At 70.4% G+C, this 21,217-nt stretch carries 18 protein-coding genes and 1 pseudogene; 7 read left to right on the forward strand and 12 right to left on the reverse strand.

The window, feature by feature from the left end; translation table 11 throughout:
• The 3 genes and pseudogenes from BRX43_RS20235 to BRX43_RS06315 form a co-directional block, all read left to right on the forward strand.
• A pseudogene (locus BRX43_RS20235) lies at nt 1-445 on the forward strand (hypothetical protein); the annotation flags it as partial.
• Nucleotides 446-501: 56 nt separating this feature from the next.
• A complete protein-coding gene (locus tag BRX43_RS06310) occupies nt 502-1,593 on the forward strand; it encodes a hypothetical protein (protein ID WP_125994021.1) in 1,092 nt (363 codons plus the stop codon).
• A complete protein-coding gene (locus BRX43_RS06315) occupies nt 1,584-2,924 on the forward strand; it encodes a HAMP domain-containing sensor histidine kinase (RefSeq protein WP_346962852.1) in 1,341 nt (446 codons plus the stop codon). The genes BRX43_RS06310 and BRX43_RS06315 overlap by 10 nt, the downstream gene beginning before the upstream one ends.
• A 104-nt stretch (nt 2,925-3,028) precedes the next feature.
• On the opposite strand, the gene BRX43_RS06320 is transcribed toward BRX43_RS06315, so the two are convergent.
• Genes BRX43_RS06320 through gltX form a run of 3 tightly spaced genes read right to left on the reverse strand, consistent with a single transcriptional unit; the run spans nt 3,029 to nt 6,068 of the window.
• The gene (locus BRX43_RS06320) at nt 3,029-3,235 is read right to left on the reverse strand and encodes a hypothetical protein (RefSeq protein WP_125994022.1); all 207 of its coding nucleotides are present in this window, start codon (nt 3,233-3,235) and stop codon (nt 3,029-3,031) included.
• A gap of 21 nt (nt 3,236-3,256) precedes the next feature.
• Nucleotides 3,257-4,540, reverse strand: a complete 1,284-nt coding sequence (locus BRX43_RS06325) for a citrate synthase (RefSeq protein WP_125994023.1) — start codon at nt 4,538-4,540, stop codon at nt 3,257-3,259.
• A 19-nt stretch (nt 4,541-4,559) separates the two neighbouring features.
• Entirely contained in the window at nt 4,560-6,068 is a 1,509-nt protein-coding gene (gene gltX, locus BRX43_RS06330; RefSeq protein WP_125994149.1) for a glutamate--tRNA ligase, read from the reverse strand.
• Between gltX and BRX43_RS06335 the strand changes: the two genes are divergently transcribed.
• Entirely contained in the window at nt 6,067-8,241 is a 2,175-nt protein-coding gene (locus BRX43_RS06335; protein ID WP_206433128.1) for a ComEC/Rec2 family competence protein, read from the forward strand. The two genes, gltX and BRX43_RS06335, sit on opposite strands and share 2 nt — an antisense overlap.
• Here BRX43_RS06335 and BRX43_RS06340 read toward each other — a convergent pair.
• The 9 genes from BRX43_RS06340 to BRX43_RS06380 all read right to left on the reverse strand — a co-directional run bounded on the left by BRX43_RS06340 (nt 8,177) and on the right by BRX43_RS06380 (nt 16,955).
• A complete protein-coding gene (locus BRX43_RS06340) occupies nt 8,177-8,842 on the reverse strand; it encodes a carbonic anhydrase (protein ID WP_125994024.1) in 666 nt (221 codons plus the stop codon). The genes BRX43_RS06335 and BRX43_RS06340 overlap by 65 nt on opposite strands.
• Nucleotides 8,843-9,044: 202 nt before the next feature.
• A complete protein-coding gene (phoB, locus tag BRX43_RS06345) occupies nt 9,045-9,737 on the reverse strand; it encodes a phosphate regulon transcriptional regulator PhoB (RefSeq protein WP_125994025.1) in 693 nt (230 codons plus the stop codon).
• Nucleotides 9,725-10,426 (reverse strand): phosphate signaling complex protein PhoU, encoded by a 702-nt coding sequence (gene phoU / locus BRX43_RS06350; RefSeq protein WP_125994026.1) that lies wholly within the window; start codon nt 10,424-10,426, stop codon nt 9,725-9,727. The genes phoB and phoU overlap by 13 nt, the downstream gene beginning before the upstream one ends.
• Before the next feature lie 13 nt (nt 10,427-10,439).
• A complete protein-coding gene (pstB, locus tag BRX43_RS06355; RefSeq protein WP_125994151.1) occupies nt 10,440-11,186 on the reverse strand; it encodes a phosphate ABC transporter ATP-binding protein PstB in 747 nt (248 codons plus the stop codon).
• A gap of 26 nt (nt 11,187-11,212) precedes the next feature.
• Nucleotides 11,213-12,502, reverse strand: coding sequence for a phosphate ABC transporter permease PstA (gene pstA / locus BRX43_RS06360; RefSeq protein WP_125994027.1), 1,290 nt, complete (start codon nt 12,500-12,502; stop codon nt 11,213-11,215).
• Nucleotides 12,495-13,868: a phosphate ABC transporter permease subunit PstC gene (gene pstC, locus BRX43_RS06365; protein WP_125994028.1), complete on the reverse strand. Its 1,374-nt coding sequence runs from the start codon at nt 13,866-13,868 to the stop codon at nt 12,495-12,497. Before pstC ends, pstA begins: the two co-directional genes overlap by 8 nt.
• Nucleotides 13,865-14,908: a substrate-binding domain-containing protein gene (locus BRX43_RS06370; RefSeq protein ID WP_125994029.1), complete on the reverse strand. Its 1,044-nt coding sequence runs from the start codon at nt 14,906-14,908 to the stop codon at nt 13,865-13,867. Before BRX43_RS06370 ends, pstC begins: the two co-directional genes overlap by 4 nt.
• A gap of 44 nt (nt 14,909-14,952) precedes the next feature.
• Nucleotides 14,953-16,197, reverse strand: a complete 1,245-nt coding sequence (locus BRX43_RS06375; protein ID WP_125994030.1) for an ATP-binding protein — start codon at nt 16,195-16,197, stop codon at nt 14,953-14,955.
• A 65-nt stretch (nt 16,198-16,262) separates the two neighbouring features.
• Nucleotides 16,263-16,955, reverse strand: coding sequence for an HAD-IA family hydrolase (locus tag BRX43_RS06380; RefSeq protein WP_125994031.1), 693 nt, complete (start codon nt 16,953-16,955; stop codon nt 16,263-16,265).
• A gap of 60 nt (nt 16,956-17,015) precedes the next feature.
• Here BRX43_RS06380 and glmU point away from each other — a divergent pair, with 60 nt between their 5' ends.
• Genes glmU through BRX43_RS06395 form a run of 3 tightly spaced genes read left to right on the forward strand, consistent with a single transcriptional unit; the run spans nt 17,016 to nt 21,207 of the window.
• On the forward strand, nt 17,016-18,395 hold the full coding sequence (gene glmU, locus BRX43_RS06385; protein WP_125994032.1) for a bifunctional UDP-N-acetylglucosamine diphosphorylase/glucosamine-1-phosphate N-acetyltransferase GlmU: 1,380 nt from the start codon (nt 17,016-17,018) through the stop codon (nt 18,393-18,395).
• Between the two features lie 27 nt (nt 18,396-18,422).
• Nucleotides 18,423-20,246 carry a glutamine--fructose-6-phosphate transaminase (isomerizing) gene (gene glmS, locus BRX43_RS06390; protein WP_125994033.1) on the forward strand — a complete coding sequence of 608 codons (1,824 nt, stop codon included), beginning with the start codon at nt 18,423-18,425 and terminating at the stop codon, nt 20,244-20,246.
• A 34-nt stretch (nt 20,247-20,280) separates the two neighbouring features.
• Nucleotides 20,281-21,207, forward strand: a complete 927-nt coding sequence (locus BRX43_RS06395; RefSeq protein WP_241214812.1) for an ROK family protein — start codon at nt 20,281-20,283, stop codon at nt 21,205-21,207.
• Nucleotides 21,208-21,217: the final 10 nt, after the last annotated feature.

The raw sequence follows: 21,217 nt of genomic DNA on the forward strand, positions 1-21,217 counted from the left end.
GCTGGGGGCGGTGGGGGCGGCGCTGACGCTCGCCGGATCGACCCGTTCCGGTTTGATCGTGGCGTTGGTCGGATGCCTGTTGCTGGGGCTGGGGCGGACGCTGGCGATCCTGCGCGACGAGGCGGCGCTGGTGCGGGCGCAGACCATCGGCATCGCCGTCGTGCCGGCGCTGGCGACGGTCGCGCTCGGCCTGACCTTGGGCATGGCGCAGGGGCAGGCGGTCGGCCTGGTCGGCGCCCTGATGCTCTTGTATCTGGGCGGTTTGGGCGAACGCGCGATCCAGCGTTCGCGCCGCCGCCCCTGGTGGGGCGGCCCGCCCGCCTATCTGCTCTTGCTGGCCGGATCGACCCTAATTGGGACACCTCTCTCAGGTGTGGCGTTGACAGTCGCGTATGCCGCATCAACGCTGGCGGCTGCAGTGGAGGCCCTGCGCCGCCCTGCTTAAACCGTCATTAACTTCATTCCGGTTACTTATCAGCGACAATGTCGTCAGGTCCAGACGTGAACGCCCGTGGGACATGGTCCCCGGATGCGCTTGCCGTTCGCGCGGCCGAAGCCGGGACGCGGGCCGACCGGATCCTGCGTGCATCGGTCGACGACCTGTTCCTTCCCGATGCCGCCCGACTGGGGGATCGCACCCGGCTGACCTTGCACCAGATGCTGCGGGCGATGGTCGCGGCGATCGCGAATGACCTGCGGCATCAGGTCGCCGGACAGGTCGGGGAGCGGGGCGCGGCGATCCTCACGGACCATGGCCGGACGTTCGATCGGGTGGTGCGGGCGGGGACGCTGCGCGACGACGCGCTGATCGCGGAGGTGATCGCCCGTGTTCGCCAGGACCTGATCGGGCAGGCGCTGCCGATCGCGGTCGGATCGCCGGACATCCCCAGCCTGCTGGTGCAGCTCGCCACCTCCGTCGATCCCGGGGTGGCGCAGGCGGCGCAGGCGCTGCTCGCCGCCGACAGCCGGCGTCGCGCCGCGCTGGAACAGGCGCAAATGACGGAGGCCGACCTGCCGCCCGCCTTGCGACCGGCCCTGGTCTGGTCGGTGGCGGCGGCGATCCGGGATGGCGACGATGCCGAGATCGACCAGGCGCTGGTCGCCGCCGCCGAACGACGGCTGGCGACACCATTTGCGGGAGACGGGGCGGAGGACGCGGCGATGGCGCTCGCCCGCGCGGTCGATGCGCGGATCGCGGAGCGTGCCATCCTGCTGCTCGACGCGCTGGGCGATCGTCGGCTCGGGCTGTTCATCGCGGTGATCGCCCATGGCCTGCGCCTGTCGTTCGGGCAGGTGCGGGCCATGACGCTGGAGCCGGACGACGACCGCTTGTGGCTGGCGCTGCGCGCGCTGGAGCTGGACCGCCCGGTCATCGCCCGGATCGGGCTGGCGCTCGCCGATGCCGACCCGGCCCGGGATATCGAATCCCTCGCCGATCAACTCGACGCCATCGCCGCGGTATCGCCGGCGGCGGCGCGCGTGGCCCTGGCGCCGCTGGCGCTGCCGGACGACTTCCGCCGGGCCATAGCCGCACTGGCGTCGGCCTCGCCGACGCGGCCGCGCGGCCGCGACGGCGAGGGGGCGTGGCGGTGATCGCGATGCGCATCGCCGTCAGTCCCGTCAGTCATGCGCGGGTCGATGCGGAGGGGCTGTTGCTGTCCGCCGACCCCGCGATCCTCGGGTTGAACGGCCGGGCGGGCGGCGCGCTGCGCCAGTCGCTCGCGGTGCCGTCCATCGCGATGCTCGCCCGGCTGGCGGTTCGGCTGCAGGTCGCGGTCCAGCGCCGGGTGTCGATCGCCGATGGCGAGCAGGACCTGGAACTCTGGGTGAGGGCGCAGCCCGACGGCCATCTGGCGATCAGTGGCTGGTCGGAGACACCCGCCTGGCGCGCCGCGCCGAACCCGGTGCCGCCGGTCGTGCCGGCCGGGGCCTGGGGCTGGGAGACGGATGCGTCGCTGCGCCTGACCTATATCGCGCCCGGCGCCGGGATCGCGGGCGGGGGGGAGGCCTTCACCATGCTCGGCCGGCCGCTGACCAGCCTGTTCGGCTTCGACGAGGGGCCGGACGGCGTGATGCCGATCATGGATGCGCTGGCGCGGCGGCGGCCCCTGCGTGCGCAGCCCGCGAAACTGCATCCCGGTGGCGCGGCGCTGATGCTGTCGGCCGAGGTGCGGGTCGACCAGATGGGCGGGTTCGCCGGACTGTCGGGCATTGCCGAGCCGGTCGCCATGGCCGCTTCACCGGTGGAGGGGCTGTCGGACGGCTTCACCACCGGGCTGGACCGGGCGCTGCGCCGGCCGCTCGCACGGATCGTCGCCAATGCCGATTCGATCCAGGCGGAGGCCGATGGGCCGATCGCGCGCGACTATGCCGATTATGCGGCCGACATCGCCACCGCCGGCCGGCACCTGCTGGACCTGGTCGACGATCTGGTCGACCTACAGGCGATCGAGCGGCCCGATTTCACGCCGGAGATCGAGCCGATCGACCTGGCCGATGTCGCCCGCCGCGCCGCCGGCCTGCTCGCGGTGCGCGCCGACCATGCCGGGGTGATCCTCGACCGCCCGGACCAGGACGAACATGCGGCCGGGCTGGGCGATTTCCGCCGCTGCCTCCAGATCGTCGTCAACCTGATCGGCAACGCGATCCGCTATTCGCCCCAGGGCGAGCGGGTGTTCGTGACCGCGATGATGATCAACGACCGCGCCTGCGTGACCGTTGCCGACCATGGCAAGGGCATCGCCGAAAAGGATCAGGCGCGCATCTTCGAGAAATTCGAGCGAATCGACCCCAGCGAGCCGGGCGGCAACGGTCTCGGCCTGTTCATCGCCCGCCGCCTGGCGCGGGCGATGGGTGGCGACCTGACCGTGACGAGCGCACCGGGCGAGGGGGCGCTGTTCACGCTGGCCTTGCCGATCGGCTAGGGGCGGGGCCGGTTACTCCGGCGGTTCAGTGCTATAGCGATGACATCGGCTGCCGGCCGGTGCGACCCAGCGTCACGACGATCGAACCTAGCGGCGCCCGGCCCTCACCGCCGGGGCAGTCGCCGCGCGACCAGCAGCAGGATCAGCCCTGCTACCGCCAGCGCGGCGCCGTAATCGGCCCATTGCGTCTGGTCGAGCATCGGGCTCGACCGGGGCCAATGGACATAGCCCAGCCCCTGGCCGATCCACAGCATCCCCATCAAGGCCAAGGCCAGGCCGAGGAGCAGCAGGATCGGACGCAGGGTCTTCATGGCCGGATCAGCGCCGAACGATCAGCGCTGGTCGAGGCCGACATAGGAACGCTGCGCCGGGCCGGTATAGAGCTGGCGCGGGCGGCCGATCTTCTGGTCGGGATCGGTGATCATCTCGTTCCACTGCGCGACCCAGCCGACGGTGCGGGCGAGCGCGAACAGCACGGTGAACATCTCGGTCGGGAAGCCGATCGCCGACAGGATGATGCCCGAATAGAAGTCGACGTTCGGGAACAGCTTCTTCTCGGCGAAATAAGGATCGCTGAGCGCGATCTCTTCCAGCCGCAGCGCCGTCTCGAACACCGGGTCGCTGACCTTGAGCGACTCGAACACCTCGCGCACGGTCTTCTGCATCACCGTCGCGCGCGGGTCGTAGTTCTTGTAGACGCGGTGGCCGAAGCCCATCAGGCGGAACGGATCGTTCTTGTCCTTGGCGCGGGCGATGAATTCAGGAATGCGATCCGGCGTGCCGATCTCGCGCAGCATGTTGAGCGCCGCCTCGTTCGCGCCGCCATGCGCCGGACCCCAGAGGCAGGCGATGCCGGCCGCGATGCAGGCGAAGGGGTTGGCGCCCGACGAACCGGCGAGACGCACGGTCGAGGTCGAGGCATTCTGCTCATGATCGGCATGGAGGATGAAGATCCGGTCCATCGCCTTTTCGACGACCGGGTTCACCACATAGGGCTCGGCCGGCACGCCGAATGTCATGCGCAGGAAATTGCCCGTGTAGGACAGCGAGTTGTCGGGATAGACGAAGGGCTGGCCGACGCTGTACTTATAGGCCATCGCGGCGATCGTCGGGATCTTGGCGATCAGGCGGTGCGAGGCGATGGTGCGCTGCACCGGATCGTGGATGTCGGTCGAGTCATGGTAGAAGGCCGATAGCGCGCCGACCACGCCGCACATGATCGCCATCGGGTGCGCATCGCGACGGAAGCCGCGGAAGAACGCCGCCAGCTGCTCGTGCACCATGGTGTGGCGGGTGATGGTGGTGCTGAACGCGGCCAGTTCGTCCTTGGTCGGCAGGTCGCCGTTCAGGAGCAGATAGGCGACCTCCATGAAGCTGGACTGTTCGGCCAGCTCGCCGATCGCATAGCCGCGGTGGAGCAGCACGCCCTCGTCGCCGTCGATATAGGTCAGCGTCGACTGGCAGGACGCGGTCGAGGTGAAGCCGGGGTCATAGGTGAAGGCGCCGGTCTGGCCGTACATCTTGCGGATGTCGACCACGTCCGGGCCGATCGTGCCCGTCAGCACCGGATATTCGAAATCCTTGCCGTCAAGGGATAGCTTCGCTGCGTCAGTCATGATCGTCCTCTCTGAGATCTCAATCCGCCATGCGGTCGGCGATCCGACCCAGGCTTTCCTGGCGCCCTAAAAGGGCGAGCACGTCGAAGATGCCGGGCGAGGTCTTTCGCCCGGTCAACGCGGCGCGCAGGGGTTGCGCGACCTGGCCGAGCTTGACGCCCTCGGCCTCGGCCACCTGCCGCACCACGGCTTCCAGTGCGTCCGTATCCCAGCCGTCGAGCGCGTCAAGCGCCCCATGAACGGCCGCCAGGATGCGGGGGGCGTCGCCGGCGAGCAACGGCTCGGCGGCGGCATCGATCGGCAGCGGGCGCGACGTGAACAGAAACTTCGCCCCTTCCGCCAATTCGTTGAGGTTCGCCGCCCGTGGCTTGAGCGCCGGCATCGCGGCGGTCAGCAGGGCAACGTCGGCTCCCCCCAGTCGTTCCGCGACCAGGGCCGCCAGTCGCGCATCCTCGGCCTCGCGGATATAGTGGCCGTTCAGATGCTCCAGCTTCTTCAGGTCGAAGCGCGACGGGCTCTTGCCCACCGCCGCCAGGTCGAACCAGCGGACCGCATCCGCGCGCGCGATGATCTCGGCATCGCCATGGCCCCAGCCCAGGCGGAGCAGGTAATTGTCCAGCGCCTCGGGCAGGATGCCCAGTTCGTCGCGATAGGCCTCGATCCCGACCGCGCCGTGCCGCTTCGACAGCTTCGCCCCGTCCGAGCCATGGATCAGTGGGATGTGCGCATAGATCGGCTCGGGCCAGCCCATCGCGCGATAGATGGGCAACTGGCGGAACGCGTTGTTGAGATGGTCGTCGCCGCGGATGACATGGGTCACGCCCATGTCGTGGTCGTCGACCACCACCGCCAGCATATAGGTCGGCGTGCCGTCGGAGCGGAGCAGGACCAGATCGTCCAGCTCGGCATTCTGCACGGTCACGCTGCCCTGCACCTGGTCGTCGATCGTCACCGCGCCGGTTTGCGGCGCGCGCAGGCGGACGACGAAGGGCTGGTCGGCGGGGCCGTCGGTCCGGTCGCGCCACGGGCTGCGGATGCGCAGGGGCTTCTTCGCCGCCTCCGCCTCCGCGCGCATCGCCGTGATCTCGTCTGCCGTCATATAGCATTTATAGGCGGAACCGTTGGCGATCATCGCCTGGGCGACCTCCGCATGGCGATTTGCCCGCGCGAACTGGAACACGGCATCGCCGTCCCAATCCAGGCCGAGCCAGCGCATGCCCGCCAGGATCGCGTCGATCGCCGGCTGGGTGGAGCGGACACGGTCGGTATCCTCGATACGCAACAGGAACTTGCCGCCGTGATGGCGGGCGAACAGCCAGTTGAACAGCGCGGTGCGCGCACCGCCGAGATGGAGGAACCCGGTCGGCGACGGTGCGAAACGGGTGACGACGGCGCTGCCCGTGACGGGGGCGGCGGCGGTCGATGGTGTGGCGGACGGCGTGCCGCCCTGATCGGTGGTTGCGCCCAAGCGCACATGCTCCCAGACTGGATGATCGATGGCCAGGTCAGCCGCCGCCGCCCCTAGCATGGCCCCCACGCCGCGACAAATCCCGGCGGATCTGCGCGATGCCGCCCGCCGAATCGGCGAGGGGATCGAACGGCGGCTGGAGGCGGAGCGGGACCAGTTGCCGCTCTGGCTGCCGGTGATGCTGGGTCTGGGCGTGGCATTGTGGTTCGTGCTGCCGGACCCCGCCGCGTGGCGCGCCGTCGCCTGGATCGGACTGGCAGTGGGGCTGGGGGCGCTGGCCCTGTGGCGGGGCGGGCGCGGATGGCTGGCGGTGGCGCTGGGCGGGATGCTGGTAACGGCGGGCGTGACGCTGGCCTGGAGCCGGGCCGGACGGGTGGCGGCCCCGGTGCTGCGCGCACCGATGATCCTGCGCTTCGATGCCGGGGTCGAGCGGATCGAGCCGCTGCCGGCGCGCGGACTGGTGCGGCTGACGCTGCGTCCGACGGGGCCGGGGCTGGTGGCCTCGGGCGGCCGGCGGCCGCTGCCGCCCCGGCTGCGGATCAACCTGGCGGAGGCGGACGTGCCGGCCGGGCTGGCGGTGGCGGCGCGCCTCCGCCTGCGCGCGCGGCTGCTGCCACCGCCCGAGGCCGCGGTGCCGGGGGCCTATGACTATGCGCGCGCCGCCTGGTTCACCGGGATCGGCGCGACCGGGCGGGGCTTCGCGCCGGTCGAGATATTGCTCCCCGGCCGGACCGCGCCGCCGCTCCGGGCCGCGCTGACCGGTCATATCGTCCGGCAATTGCCGGGCAGCGAGGGCGGGATCGCGGCGGCGTTGGTCACCGGCGACATGGGAGCGATCGGGCAGGAGGATTCGGAGGCGATGCGCACCGCCGGGCTGGCGCATCTGCTGTCGGTCAGCGGCCTCCACATCACCGCCGTGGTGGGCGCGACGATGCTGCTGGTCCTGCGGCTGCTGGCGCTGGTGCCGTGGCTGGCGCTGCGGGTCCGCCTGCCCCTGGTCGCGGGGGGCGCGGGCGCGGCGGCGGCGATCTTCTATACTTGGCTGACCGGGGCGGAGGTGCCGACGATCCGAAGCTGCGTCGCGGCGCTGCTGGTGCTCGCCGCGCTGGCGCTCGGCCGGCGGGCGATGACGCTCCGGCTGGTGGCGGGGGGCGCGATGCTGGTGCTGCTGCTCTGGCCCGAGGCGCTGGTCGGCCCCAGCTTCCAGCTCTCCTTCGCGGCGATCGTCGCGATCGTGGCCTTGCACGATCATCCCGCACTGCGCCGCTTCGCCGAGCCGCGCGAGAAAGCACGAATCGGACGGCTGGGTCGCCACCTGGTCCTGCTGCTCGCCACCGGCATCGCGGTGGAGGCGGCGCTGATGGGGATCGCGGTCTATCACTTCCACAAGGCGGGGCTGTACGGCGCGCTGGCCAATATCGTCGCGATCCCGCTGACCACCTTCCTCATCATGCCGCTCGAACTGCTGGCGCTGCTGCTGGATGCGATCGGGCTGGGCGGGCCGGCCTGGTGGCTGACCGGCCAGGCGATCGGGCTGCTGCTCGGCGGCGCGCGGTTCGTCGCCAGCCTGCCCGGCGCGACCGCCGCCTGGCCGTCCATGCCGTCGGGCGCATTCGCGCTGATGATCGCCGGGGGGCTGTGGTTGGCCTTGTGGCGGACGCGCTGGCGACGTTGGGGCGTCGCGCCGCTGCTGGCGGGCGCACTATGGGCGTGGTCGACGCCGCCGCCCGACCTGATCGTCAGCGGCGACGGGCGCCATGCCGCCGTCCGGCTGGCCGATGGTCGCGTCGCGATGCTGCGCGACCGCACCGGGGACTATATGCGCGACCTGCTCGCCACCAATGCCGGCGTCGCCGAACCGGACCTGCTGTCCGACGAAGGCGGCGCGCGCTGCAACGCCGATCTGTGCATGGCCGATGCGGGGCAGGGGGCGGCGCGGCTGCGCGTGTTGATGGTGCGGAGCGCCTATCACCCGCCGAAGGCGGCGCTGGTCGCGGCGTGTGCGCGGGTGGATGTGGTCGTCGCCGACCGTTGGCTGCCGAGCGCCTGTCGGCCGGCATGGCTCCGGCTCGATCCCTCCACCCTGTCCGCAACCGGAGGCGTGGCGATCGGGGCCGGAGCGGGGCGGGTGGTGACGGTCCGCCGGATCGGCGACCGTCACCCCTGGATCAGGCCGATGCTTCCGCTTCGACGCGCGGCTTGGCGGGCTGGAACTCGCCGTCCGCATCCATGACGTGCAACTGTCCGTCGCCGATCGCGAAGACCGCGCCGTGCAGCTTCAGCCGACCGGCGGCCTCGGCCTCCTGCACGAAGGGGAAGGTGCGCAGGTTGGCGAGCGAGGTGCGGACCGACTCGCGCTCCATCGCGCGGCGTGCATCCTCGGAGTCCGCATCGGGAAATTCCGAGCGGACCTTGTCGCGCGCATCGTCGAGCAGGTGCACCCAGTCGGAGATGAAGCCACCCTTGCCCGGCTCGGCATCGTCGAACGTGCCGGCCAGCGCCGCCTTGCAACCGCCGCAGCGGCCATGGCCCAGCACGACGATCTCCGACACCTTGAGCTGCGTCACCGCGAATTCCAGCGCGGCCGACACGCCGTGATGACCGCCACCGGTCTCGCAGGGCGGCACCAGATTGGCGACGTTGCGGACGACGAACATCTCGCCCGGCAGCGTATCGAAGATCTGCGCGGGTTCGACACGGCTGTCGGAGCAGGCGATGACCATCACCCGCGGCTCCTGACCGTCCTTCAGCTTGGCCCAACGCTCGCGCTGACGCCGCCAGTCGGCGGTCCGAAAGCGCTGATATCCATCCACCAGATCGGCGAAATCCGTCATGTTGATCTATCTCCCGTATTGCCGCCGGAGCGGCCCTATCGAAACCACGCCAGATCGGGCGGGTTCCCGACGGCTTCTGACGATCGCGCGCCGCGGCGGCAAGGCCGGCGACCGAAACCGGTCGCCTTCCGCAGGATTCGCAAGCCGTTACGCGGCAAGGCGGTCGCTGGTTCCGATGGGACGGACGAGGAAGATGATGCGCTCAGCCGTCCGCGTCGAGCGCATAGCCCGCGGACCGGACGGTGCGGATGATGTCCGGCCGGTCGCCGATGTTGATCGCCTTGCGCAGGCGGCGGATATGCACGTCGACCGTCCGGCTCTCGATATCGCTGTCATGGCCCCAGACCGCGTCGAGCAGCCGCTCGCGCGAGAAGACCCAGCCGGGATGCTCCAGGAAATGCTTGAGCAGCCGGAATTCGGTGGGGCCGAGCGGCACCGTCTCGCCGCCGCGCCGTACCTTGTGGCCGACCGTGTCCATCTCGATATCGGCATAGGTCAGCGCCTCGCCCGCCAGCGCCGGCCGCACGCGGCGCAGCACCGCGCCGACCCGCGCGACCAGCTCGCGCGGCGAGAAGGGCTTGGTGACATAATCGTCCGCGCCCGTCTCCAGCCCGCGCACCCGGTCCTCCTCCTCGCCGCGCGCGGTGAGCATGATGATCGGCACGTTCTGCGTCTCGGGCGCGCGGCGCAGGCGGCGGCAGACCTCGATCCCCGACAGCCCCTCGACCATCCAGTCGAGCAGCACGATGTCGGGCGCCTGTTCGCGCGCCAGCAGCAGCGCCTCTTCCCCGTCGGGGGTATGCGCCACCTCGAAATCCTCGCGGCCGAAATGATAGCGGAGCAGCTCGGCCAGCGCCGCATCATCCTCGACCAGCAGCATCTTCACGCGCGCCATGTCGCTTCTCCTTCTCTGTTGCCACGATCGCGCTCGGCCATGCGGGTGCCGGTCGCGGCGAAATAGACCATCTCCGCGACGTTGGTCGCATGGTCGCCGATCCGCTCCAGGTTCTTGGCGACGAACAGCAGGTGCGCGACCTGGGTGATCGTCTTCGGATTCTCGACCATGAAGGTGACCAGCGTCCGGAAGATGCTGTCGTAGAAATCATCGAGCGCCACGTCGCTCTCGCGCACCCGCACCGCCGCCTGGATGTCGCGCGCGGCAAAGGCGTCGAGCGCGCCGCGCACCATGTCGGCGGCCATCCGGCCCATGGCGGGCAGGATCGACACCGGCTCGATCCGGTGCTCGCCATCGATCAGCGGCACGCGTTTTGCGATGTTCTTGGCATAGTCGCCGATCCGCTCGACCACGCTGGCGATCTTCAGCGCCGCCACCACCTCGCGCAGGTCGACCGCCATCGGTGCGCGCAGCGCGATGATCTGGACGGCGAGCTGCTCGACCTCGGCGGCGATCGCGTCGATCGCCTTGTCGGCGGCGCGGATCTCCTCGGCACGGGCCAGGTCGCTGCGTTGCAGGGCCTTGAGCGATTCGGCGATCGCTTCCTCGGCCAACCCGCCCATCTGGCTGATCAGCCCGCGCAGCTGGACGATATCGGCGTCGAAGGCCTTGACGGTATGTTCGTTCATCGCGGCTCCTCACTCAGCCGTAGCGGCCGGTGATGTAATCCTTGGTCCGCTCCTGGCGCGGATTGGTGAAGATGTCCGAGGTCGCGCCATATTCGACCAATGTCCCCAGGTGGAAGAAGGCGGTGCGCTGGCTGACCCGCGCCGCCTGCTGCATGTTGTGCGTGACGATCGCGATGGCGTAGCGGCCGCGCAGCTCGTGGATCAGCTCCTCGATCTTGGCGGTGGCGATCGGGTCGAGCGCGCTGCACGGCTCGTCCATCAGGATCACCTCCGGATCGACGGCGATGGCGCGCGCGATGCACAGCCGCTGCTGCTGCCCGCCCGACAGCGCCGTGCCCGAATCCGACAGTCGGTCCTTCACCTCGTTCCACAGGCCGGCGCGGGTCAGCGAGCGTTCGACCGTCGCGTCCAGCTCCGTCTTGCCGCGCGCCAGCCCGTGGATGCGCGGGCCATAGGCGACATTCTCGTAGATCGACTTGGGGAAGGGATTGGGCTTCTGGAACACCATGCCGACCCGCGCGCGCAGCTGCACCACGTCCATTTCGGGCGCATAGATGTCCTGCCCGTCCAGCCGGATGTCGCCCGAGACGCGGGCGGACGGGATGGTGTCGTTCATCCGGTTGAGCGTGCGCAGGAAGGTCGACTTGCCGCAGCCGGACGGGCCGATGAAGGCGATCACCCGGTCCTGCTCGATATCGATCGAGACATGGTCGATCGCGGTCTTGTCGCCATAGGCCACGCATACGTCGCGCGCCGTCATCTTGGCCGGGGAGGAGGGGGAAGGGGTCACCAGCGGGTCTCGAAACGGTTGCGGAGGTAGATGGCCAGCCCGTTCATCGCGAGCAGGAAGGCCAGCAGCACGATGATCGCCGCCGAGGTCTTCTCGACGAAGCCGCGATCGACCTGGTCGGACCAGAGGAAGATCTGCACCGGCAGCACGGTCGCCGGGCTGGTCAGGCCCGAGGGCGGCGCGGCGATGAAGGCGCGCATCCCGATCATCAGCAGCGGCGCGGTCTCGCCCAGCGCGCGCGCCATGCCGATGATCGTGCCGGTCAGGATGCCGGGCAGCGCCAGCGGCAGGACATGGTGGAAGACGACCTGCACCGGCGACGCGCCGATCGCCAGCGCGCCGTCGCGGATCGAGGGCGGCACCGCCTTGATCGCGTTGCGCCCGGCGATGACGATCACCGGCATGGTCATCAGCGCCAGCGTCAGCCCGCCGACGATCGGCGCGGAGCGCGGCAGGCCGAAGGTGCCGAGGAAAACCGCCAGTCCCAGCAGGCCGAAGATGATCGAGGGCACCGCCGCCAGATTGTTGATCGACACCTCGATCAGGTCGGTCCAGCGGTTCCGCGGCGCATATTCCTCCAGATAGAGGGCGGACAGCAGGCCGATCGGAAAGGCGAGCGCCAGGGTCACGACCAGCGTCAGCAGCGAGCCGAGGAACGCGCCCCAGATGCCGATCCGGGTCGGATCGGTCGAATCGGCGTCGGTCAGGAAGGCGAGGTTGAGATGGCGGCCGAGCACCCCCTGCGCGCGCAGCCGGGCGACCAGTGCGGTCGCCTGGGGCGTGCCCTTGCCCTTGGCGGCGAGGTCGAGCGCGCTCGACACCGGCAGGTCGAAGGTCGCGGTCCGGTGGAGCAGGGCGGGATCGGCCTTGATCGCGTCGCGCACGCGCAGCCAGGCGCCGCCCGACAGCAGGGCGGGGGCGCCGTAGCGGCGGCTGGCGGCATTCTCGACCACCGCCTGCAGCCCCGCGCCGGCCAGCGCCAGATCGGCGCGACGTTCGGACAATTGCGCCGGGGTGATGGTCAGGCGCGCGGCGGCGAGATCGACTGGTACGCGCAGCCGCGTCTCGGTGAAGCCGCTCGACCCCTGCGCCAGCATGGTGGCGAGCAGGAACAGCAGGAACCCCGCCGACAGCGCCACCGCCGCCAGTCCCAGCCGGCGGAATCGGCGCTCGGCGGCATAGCGGCGGCGCAGGCGCGCCTGCATGGCCGGCGTCGCCCAGTCCGTCGGCGTGCGCGTGTCCTCCGGCACCGGGACGGGCCGCTCGGCGAGGCGCGGCCTATTCATAGGCCTCCCGATAGGTCTTCACGACGCTGAGCGCGACGATGTTGAGGAGCAGGGTGACGACGAACAGCGTCAGCCCCAGCGCGAAGGCGGCGAGCGTCTTGGCGCTGTCGAACGCCGCCTCGCCGGTCAGCAGGTCGACGATCTGCCGGGTGACGGTGGTGGCGGAGGCGAAGGGGTTGGCGGTCAGCGTCGCGACGCCCGACGCGGCCATCACGACGATCATCGTCTCGCCGATCGCGCGGCTGATCGCGAGCAGGATGCCGCCGACCACGCCGGGCAGCGCGGCGGGGAGCAGGACCTTGTGGATCGTCTCCGACACGGTGGCGCCCATCGCCAGGCTGCCGTCGCGCATCGTGCCGGGCACGGCGGCCAGGCTGTCATCGGCCATGGAGGAGACGAAGGGGATGATCATCACCCCCATGACCAGCCCGGCCGCCAGCGCGCTTTCGGAGGATGCCCGGTGGATGCCGAGCGCCACGCCCAGCGACCGCACGGCCGGCGCGACGGTCAGCGCGGCGAAGTAGCCGTAGACGACGGTCGGCACGCCGGCGAGCATCTCCAGCATCGGCTTCATCCAGCGGCGCGTCGCGGGACGGGCATATTGGGTGAGATAGATGGCGCTCATCAGGCCGAAGGGGATGGCGACCGCCATCGCGATCACCGCGCCGATGAAGAAGGTGCCCCAGAACAGCGGCAGCGCGCCCAGGCTCGCGCCCGGATCGCGCGGGTCGACGACCTGCGGGCTCCAATGGGTGCCGAACAGGAAATCGGTGATCGGCACGATCGCGAAGAAGCGGGCGGACTCGTAGAGGAGCGAGGCGACGATGCCGATCGTCGTCAGGATCGCGATCAGCGAGGCGGCGAGCAGCGCCGCCATCACGATCCGCTCGACCCGCGTCCGCGCCGCGAAGCCCGGCCGGATGCGGACGAAGGCGAAGGCCCCCCCGGCAAAGGCCAGCGCCAGCGCCAGCCCGGTCGCGATCCAGTCGAACCGGGTCTGCGCGGCGGCATAGGCGGGGGCCAGCGTCGCGGCGAGGGGGTGGAACGCGCCATAGGCGCGACCCGCGCCCAGCGCCCGGGCCTCGGACAGGATGGTCGCGCGGGCGAAGCCCTGCGGCGGCAGGGCGGCGGCGGCCGGGGTCGCCAGCACCGCGTCGGTGACCAGCGCCGGCGCGACGGTCGCCCAGACGGCGAGGAAGACCAGCGGCGGCACCAGCATCCACAGCGCGACATACCAGCCGTGATGGCCGGGCAGCGAGCTGGACCGCGTGGCCGCGTGCAGGAAGCGGTCGGCGCGCGCCCGTGCGGTCAGCCAGCCGATCAGCGCCAGGCCCGCGACGACGAAGAGCAGCGCCAGCGGCTTCACGACAGCGTCGCCGGATCGATCGGGATCTGGTGCGCGATGATCGCGGCCGAGCGCGCGCGCACGGCCGGCGGCGCGGCGATCAGCCCGCGCGCGACCAGCGGTCCCCGCGGACCCCAATTGGCGGCATAGAGGTCGAGGAACGCGCGCAGGCCGGGGATGGCGTCGACATGCGCCTGCTTGACGTAGATGTAGAGCGCCCGCGCGCCCGGATAGCGGCCGCTGGCGATCGCGTCATAGGTGGGGGCGACGCCGTCGATCGGGACGCCGTCCACCGTATCCCGGTTCTCCTCCAGATAGCTGTAGCCGAAGATGCCGATCGCGTTCGGGTTGGATTGCAGCTTCTGGACGATCAGATTGTCGTTCTCCCCCGCATCGATATAGGCGCCGTCCTCGCGGACGCGGGAGCAGCGGGCGCGATGCGCCTCCGGATCGCGGGTGGCGAGCCGGCGCGCCACGGGATCGACCGCGTCGCAGCCCTTGGCCAGGATCAGGTCGGCCAGCGCATCGCGCGTGCCGCTGGTCGCGGGCGGGCCATAGACCTGGATCGGCACGGCGGGCAGGCGGGGGTTCACGTCCGCCCAGGTACGCGCCCTGTTGGGGCGCCCGCGCGGCGCGGCGGCCAGCGCCAGGTAGAGGTCGGTCGGGGTCAGCGCCAGTTTCGGGCCGTTCTTGGCCTCGGCGAAGGCGATGCCGTCGATGCCGATCTGCACCTCCAGGATCTTGCCGACGCCGTGCGCCGCGCAATCGCGATATTCGCCGGCATGCATCCGCCGCGACGCATCCTCGACATCGGGATAGGCCGCGCCGATGCCGGCGCAGAACAGCTTCATGCCGGCACCCGTGCCGGTCGCCTCGATCACCGGCGCGCGGGCATCGGGGTCGGTGGCGACCAGTTGCTCGGCGATCATCGTCGTGAACGGATAGACGGTCGACGACCCCACCACGCGAATCTGGTCGCGTGCCCCCGCGCCGCCGCCATTGGCCTGGTCATGGCACGCGGCCAGCGCCAGCAACGGCGCGAGTGGAAGAAGGCGAAACATCGGGTCCCCAGGGGAAGTCGCCCGAGTCTCTAGCGCGCTTCCCTCTAACCCTGTGTGACGTTTTCGTTACTCTTTGATGACACCGCACCCGGTACCGGGCCCGGGGCGGGCGCTGCGGTCGCGGGCAGGGTGACGGCGAAGGTCGTGCCGATGCCGACCCGGCTGGTGATGTCGAGCTGGCCGCGATGCCGCTCCACCACATGCTTGACGATCGCCAGGCCCAGGCCGGTGCCGCCCAGCGACCGGCTGCGCCCGGTGTCGACGCGATAGAATCGCTCGGTCAGGCGCGGCAGATGCTCGGGCGCGATGCCCTCGCCCTGATCGGTCACGGTCAGGCGGACGCCGCCACCGGTGCCCGGCTCCAGCCGCACGTCGACCGGCGTGCCGGCGCGGCCATATTTCATCGCATTGCCGATCAGATTGTGCAGCATCTGCGACAGCTGCGCGCGGTCGCCCAGCACCGGCGGCAGGCCGGACAGCGCCTGGCAGGTGATGTCGCCGACGCGCGCGGTGCCGGTGCGGCGCAGCTCCGCACAGATCTCGTCCATCAGTTGCGCGATGTCGATCGGCCGGTCGGGTAGCCGGTATTTGTCCGCCTCGATCCGCGACAGCGACAGCAGGTCCTCGACCAGCCGCTGCATCCGCCGCGCCTCGGCCATCATGATCCGCAGGAAGCGGGACCGGAGCTCGGGATCGTCGCCCGCCTCCTCCAGCGTCTCCGCGAAACCCAGGATGGAGGCGAGCGGGGTGCGCAGTTCGTGGCTGGCATTGGCGACGAAATCGACGCGCATCCGCTCGGTCGCCGCACCCTCGCTATGGTCGATCAGCTCGACCACGCGCCCGCCGCTGGCGGTGGGGGAAACGCGCATCTCCCAGCGTCGATCGCGCGCGCCGATGCCGACCAGCTCGACCTGCCGCCCCTCGGGCGCGGCCAGCGCCTCGGCGGCGGCGGGGTGGCGCAGCGCGACGCGGGCATCCTCGCCGACGACATGATCGCCCAGTAGCGTACGGGCCGCGGCATTGGCCAGGATGATGCGGCCGCCGCGCACCAGCAGCACCGGCTCGGCCACCGCGTCCAGCACCTCGCCGATCCCCGGTTCGATGGTCGGCGCGATGGCCACGGCGGGGGCGCCGTCCTCGTCGATCCGCGCGACCAGCACCGCGCCGATCGTACCGACCAGGGTGACGATCAGCCCCTCCCAACGGCCATCGACCAGCGCCACCGCGATGGCCGTGGCCCCCGCCAGAACGATCGCCCAGCCCAGGCGGAAAGGTGATTCGCGTCGCATCGCCGCCGGATTAGCCGAACCGTGTGACAGAGGCGCGCTCTTTAGGGGGCGAGGCTCGGGCCGGCTCAGCGGGGCGCGAGCCCTTCCAGCACCGGCAGCAGCTCCGCATAGCCATGGATCACCGCATCGGCGCCGAGATCGGCGACCGGCCGGTCGAGAAAGCCGAAGCTGCACGCCACCACCGGCACGCCCGCCGCCTGCGCCGCCTTCACGTCATAGATCGAGTCGCCGACGAACGCCGCCGGGCCGCCGCCGCATCGCTCCATCATCGCGCGGATGGGCGCGGGCGACGGCTTGCCCATGCCCGGCCCCAGGCTGTCGCCGCCGATCAGGCAGGCGAAGCGATCGGTCAGGCCCAGTTCGCCGAGGATGCGGGTCGCATATCCTTCCAGCTTGTTGGTCACCACCGCCAGCGTCACGCTCTTCGCGGCCAGCGCGTCGAGCGCCGCCAGCGCACCCGGATAGGGCCGGGTGTGCACCACCATGTTCGCCTCGTAATAGTCGAGCAGGCGGCGGTGCAGCACGTCCAGCTCGGCATCGGTGCAGCCGCCGGTCGCGGCCATGCCCTGCGCCAGCATGTGCCGCGCGCCGCCGCCGATCATCGGCGTGATCCGATCGACGGGAAGCGTCGGCCGTCTCGCGCTGTCCAGCGCATGGTTGACGGCGGCGGCGAGATCACCCGACGTGTCGAGCAGGGTCCCGTCCATGTCGAAGCCGACGATGGACCAGGGAAAACGACTGGATGAATTACTGTCCATGACCGCGCCGGTGCCAGCCGCGCTATGGTATTGGCAAGAACTTCATGGCACCGGACCCGCATGACTGACCAGACCGCCGCTTCCGCTCCGCTTGCCGCGATCATCCTGGCCGCCGGCAAGGGCACGCGGATGAAGTCCGACCTGCACAAGGTGCTGCACCCGCTGGCCGGTCGGCCGATGCTGATGCACCTGCTCGACAGCCTGTCGACGGCGGGCGTCGCGCGGCAGGTGGTGATCGTCGGCGCGTCGGGCGAGCAGGTCGAGGCGGCGGTCCAGGATCGCGGCGTCGCCATCGCGTGGCAGCAGGAGCAGCTCGGCACCGCCCATGCCGCGCTCCAGGCCAGGGACGCACTGGCGGATTTCGACGGTATCGCCATCGTCTGTTTCGGCGATACGCCGCTGCTCGCCGCCGGGACGGTCGCGCGACTGGCGGCGCGGTTGCAGGCCGAGGATGCGCCGGCGGTGGCGGTGCTCGGCTTCCGGCCCGCCGATCCGGCCGCCTATGGCCGCGTGATCGCGGCGGCCGACGGGACGATGGAGCGGATCGTCGAATATAAGGACGCCTCGCCCGAGGAACGCGCGGTGACGCTCTGCAACAGCGGCGTCACCGCGGTGCGGACCGCCGATCTGTGGCGACTGCTGGCGGCGGTCGGCAACGACAATGCGGCGGGCGAATATTACCTGCCCGACGTGGTCGGCCTGGCCATCGCCGAGGGGCGCCGCGCGGTGGTGATCGAGACGGGTGCCGACGAAGTGGCCGGGATCAACAGCCGCGCCGAACTGGCCGGCGTCGAGGCGGCGTGGCAGGCGGCGCGGCGCGTCCGCGCCATGGCGGAGGGGGCGACGCTGATCGCGCCGGAGACGGTGTGGTTCGCGCACGACACGGTGGTCGGCCGCGACGTGACGATCGAGCCCCATGTCTTCTTCGGGCCCGGCGTGCGGGTGGCGGACGGCGCGACGATCCATGGCTTCAGCCATATCGAGGGCGCGGAGGTCGGTCCGGGTGCGGAGGTCGGCCCCTATGCGCGGCTGCGGCCCGGCGCGGTGCTGGGCGCCAAGTCCAAGGTCGGCAATTTCGTCGAGATCAAGAAGGCGACGCTGGGCGAGGGGGCCAAGGCCAACCACCTGACCTATCTGGGCGATGCGGAGATCGGCGCGGGCAGCAATATCGGTGCGGGCACCATCACCTGCAATTACGACGGCTTCTTCAAATATCGCACGGTGATCGGGGCGGGGGCGTTCATCGGCTCCAATTCGGCGCTGGTCGCACCGGTGACGATCGGCGACGGCGCGATCGTCGGGGCGGGATCGGTGGTGACCAGCGATGTCGAGGCGGACGCGCTGGCGCTGGTCCGCGCCGAGCGCCAGACCAAGCCCGGCTGGGCCGCCCGCTTCCGCGAGCGGGCCGAGGCCTTGAAGGCGCGCAAGGTCGCCCGATAATATCAGGTTTCCAGGAGTTTCAATCGCATGTGTGGAATTGTGGGGATCGTCGGCGCAGACGCCGTGGCCGACCGGCTGCTCGACGGACTGAAGCGGCTGGAATATCGCGGCTATGACTCGGCGGGCATCGCCACCGATCATGACGGCGCGATCGAGCGGCGTCGCGCCTCGGGCAAGCTGGTCAATCTGGCCCGCGAGCTGGCCGCGCATCCGCTGCCCGGCACCACCGGCATCGCGCATACCCGCTGGGCGACGCATGGCGGGCCGACCACCAACAACGCGCATCCCCATGCCACCGACCATGTCGCGGTCGTCCACAACGGCATCATCGAGAATTTCAAGCCGCTGCGCGAGGAGCTGATCGCCCGCGGCCGCGTCTTCACCAGCGAGACCGACTCCGAGGTCGTCGCGCATCTGGTCAGCGAGCAGGTGGAGGCGGGACTGGACCCGGTGGCGGCGGTGCGCACCGTGCTGCCGCGCCTGCACGGGGCGTTCGCGCTCGCCTTCCTGTTCAAGGACCAGCCGGACCTGCTGATCGGCGCGCGGCTCGGCTCGCCCCTGGTGGTCGGTTACGGCGAGGGCGAGACCTATCTGGGCTCGGACGCGCTGGCGCTCGCCCCGCTGACCCAGCGCATCGCCTATCTGGACGAGGGCGACTGGGTGGTCTGCACCCGCGATGGCGCGCAGGTCTATGACCGCGACAACCATGCGGTCGATCGGCCGGTCACCATCTCCGGCGTCACCGGCGCGCTGATCGACAAGGGCAATCACCGCCACTTCATGCAGAAGGAGATCTACGAGCAGCCGATCGTCGTCGCGCAGACGCTGCGCTCCTACCTCCAGCGGATGGAGGGCAAGGTCGTGCTGCCCATCCCCGATTTCGACCTGTCCACGATCCGTCGCGTCACCATCGTCGCCTGCGGCACCAGCTATTATGCCGGCATGGTCGCCAAATACTGGTTCGAGCAGTTCGCGCGCGTGCCGGTCGACATCGATGTCGCCTCCGAATTTCGCTACCGCGCGCCGGTGATGGAGCCGGGCGGGCTGATGATCGTCATCAGCCAGTCGGGCGAGACCGCCGACACGCTGGCCGCCCTGCGCCACGCCAAGAGCGAGGGGCAGACGATCGCGGCGGTGGTCAACGTACCGACCAGCTCGATGGCGCGCGAGGCGGACCTGCTGTTGCCGACCCATGCCGGGCCGGAAATCGGCGTCGCCTCCACCAAGGCCTTTTCCTGCCAGCTCGCGGTGCTGGCGGCGCTCGCCGCCAATCTCGCCAAGGCGAAGGGCAGGCTCAACGAGGCCGAGGAGCGCGAGATCGTCCGCCATCTCGCCGAGGCCCCGGCCGCGATCAACGGCGCGCTCGCCTATGACGAGTCGATCGAGGCGATGGCCGGCGCGGTCGCGGGCGCGCGCGACGTGCTCTATCTGGGCCGCGGCACCGACTATCCGCTGGCGCTGGAAGGCGCGCTGAAGCTGAAGGAGATCAGCTACATCCATGCCGAGGGCTATGCCGCTGGCGAGATGAAGCACGGGCCGATCGCCCTGATCGACGAACATGTGCCGGTGATCGTCATCGCTCCCTCCGGTCCTTTGTTCGAGAAGACCGTCAGCAACATGCAGGAGGTGCAGGCGCGCGGCGGCAAGGTCGTGCTGATCTCCGACTATGACGGCGTGGCGGCGGCGGGGCAGGGATGCCTGGCGACGATCACCATGCCCAAGGTCCACCCGTTGATCGCGCCGATCGTCTATGCGGTGCCGGTGCAGCTGCTCGCCTATCACGTCGCCGTCGCCAAGGGCACGGACGTCGACCAGCCAAGAAACCTCGCCAAATCGGTCACGGTCGAGTAACCGCTCGCAAAGCATTGCATACGGGGAGAGCGGCGTGACGGAACGGCAGAACAAGCCCTTGGTGGCGGGCGTCGAATTGGGCGGCACCAAATGCATCTGCATTCTGGCGCGCGGTCCGGACGAGATCGAGGACCGGGTCCAGCTGCCGACCACCCGGCCGGAGGAGACGCTGAGCGCGATCGAGGCGGTGCTGGAGCGGTGGAGCGGGTTCAGCGCGCTGGGCATCGCCAGCTTCGGTCCGGTGTCGATCGATCCCCATGCCGGCGACTATGGGCATATCACCTCCACGCCCAAGCCCGGCTGGGCAAACCAGGACGTGGCGGCGCGGTTGCGGCGCAAGGCGGGGGTGCCGACCGGCTTCCATACCGACGTGGTCGGCGCGGCGCTGGCCGAGGCTCGCTGGGGTGCGGCCAAGGGGCTGCCCGACATCGCCTATGCCACGGTCGGCACGGGCATCGGCGTCGGCCTGATCGCCGGCGGCAAGCCGGTCGACGGGCTGACGCATAGCGAGTTCGGCCATATCCGCCCGGTGCGCGTGCCCGGCGACGACTGGATCGGCTGCTGCCCCTATCACGGCGCCTGCCTGGAGGGACTGGCGGCGGGACCGGCGATCCAGGCCCGCACCGGCATCCCCGGACCCGACCTGCCCGCCGATCATCCGGCCTGGGACCTGGTCGCCCATGCGCTGGGCCAGTTGCTCCACGCCCTGGTGCTGACTGGCGTTCCGCGCCGGATCGTGATGGGCGGCGGCGTGATGGTCGGCACCGACCATCTCTTCCCCCGCGTCCGCGCCGCGATGAGCAAGTCGCTGGCCGGCTATGTCGCCTTGCCGGAAGTAGCGGATGCGGACACTTTCGTGGTGCCGCCGGCCCTGGGCGGCAATGCCGGGCCGCTCGGCGCGATCGTGCTGGGGGCGCAAGCCCTTGGCGAACAACTGCAAACATCGTTCATGGGGGCTTAACTGGCGCTGC

The organism is Sphingomonas sp. S-NIH.Pt15_0812 (assembly GCF_003951315.1).
In the GTDB taxonomy this organism is placed as follows: Bacteria; Pseudomonadota; Alphaproteobacteria; order Sphingomonadales; family Sphingomonadaceae; genus Sphingomonas.